General features: G+C 75.1%; 1 protein-coding gene and 1 pseudogene. Both read left to right on the top strand.

Annotated features, from left to right (window positions below; genetic code table 11):
* Positions 1-368 (top strand): annotated as a pseudogene (locus GTR00_RS21845) (maltose alpha-D-glucosyltransferase); the annotation flags it as partial.
* A 32-nt stretch (positions 369-400) separates the two neighbouring features.
* On the top strand, positions 401-875 hold a 475-nt coding region (locus GTR00_RS21840), incomplete at its 3' end, for a ribulose-phosphate 3-epimerase (RefSeq protein WP_166613583.1).

The raw sequence follows: 875 nt of genomic DNA, 5'->3' as shown, positions 1-875 counted from the left end.
TGCGCGCCCGCCACGGCGTCGCCGCGGCCACCCAGATCGACGTCCCGCCGGTGGCGCACCACGGCATGCTCGTCATGGTCCACCGCCTCGACGACGGCGACGCCTCGCGCACCGACGCGCCCGTGCAGGTCACGGTGCTGAACTTCACCGGGGAGACCATCGAGGGCACCGTGCGCTCGGAGGCGTTCGAGCCGCGCCACGCCGTCGTGGACGCCTCCACCGGCGGCGAGATCGGCTGGGTGGACGACCTGCGCAGCTTCGGGGTGTGGCTGGGCCCGTACGGCGGGCTCTTCCTCGTGCTCACCGCCCCGGGCGAGCGCGACGCCGCGGTGCAGGGCGAGACCCTCGGCCGGCCGGAGACGGCGTGAGGACCGTCCGCGGCCGCCGCTAGGGTCGCGCCGTGACGATCCAGGTCAACCCCAGCATCCTGTCCGCCGACTTCGCCAACCTGCAGGCGGAGCTCCAGCGGATCTCCACCGCCGACGCCGCCCACGTGGACGTCATGGACGGGCACTTCGTGCCCAACCTGACGCTGGGGCTGCCGGTGGTGGAGGCGCTGCGCAAGGTCTCCCCGGTGCCGCTGGACTGCCACCTGATGATCGAGGCGCCGGACCGCTGGGCGCCGGCCTACGCCGAGGCCGGCGCCCAGGGCGTCACCTTCCACGCCGAGGCGGCCACCGCCCCGGTCAGGCTGGCCCGGGAGCTGCGCGCCGCCGGCGCCCGCGCCGGCATCGCGCTGCGCCCGGCCACCCCGCTGGAGCCGTACGTGGACCTGCTCGGCGAGTTCGACATGCTGCTGGTGATGACGGTCGAGCCGGGCTTCGGCGGCCAGTCCTTCCTGGACGTGACGCTGCCGAAGATCCGCCGGGCGCGCG

It is taken from the genome of Kineococcus indalonis, assembly GCF_009906395.1.
GTDB classification, from domain to species: Bacteria; Actinomycetota; Actinomycetes; order Actinomycetales; family Kineococcaceae; genus Kineococcus; species Kineococcus indalonis.
Note: the sequence above shows the minus strand (reverse complement) of the source record. Positions and strands in the feature narration are given on the sequence as shown.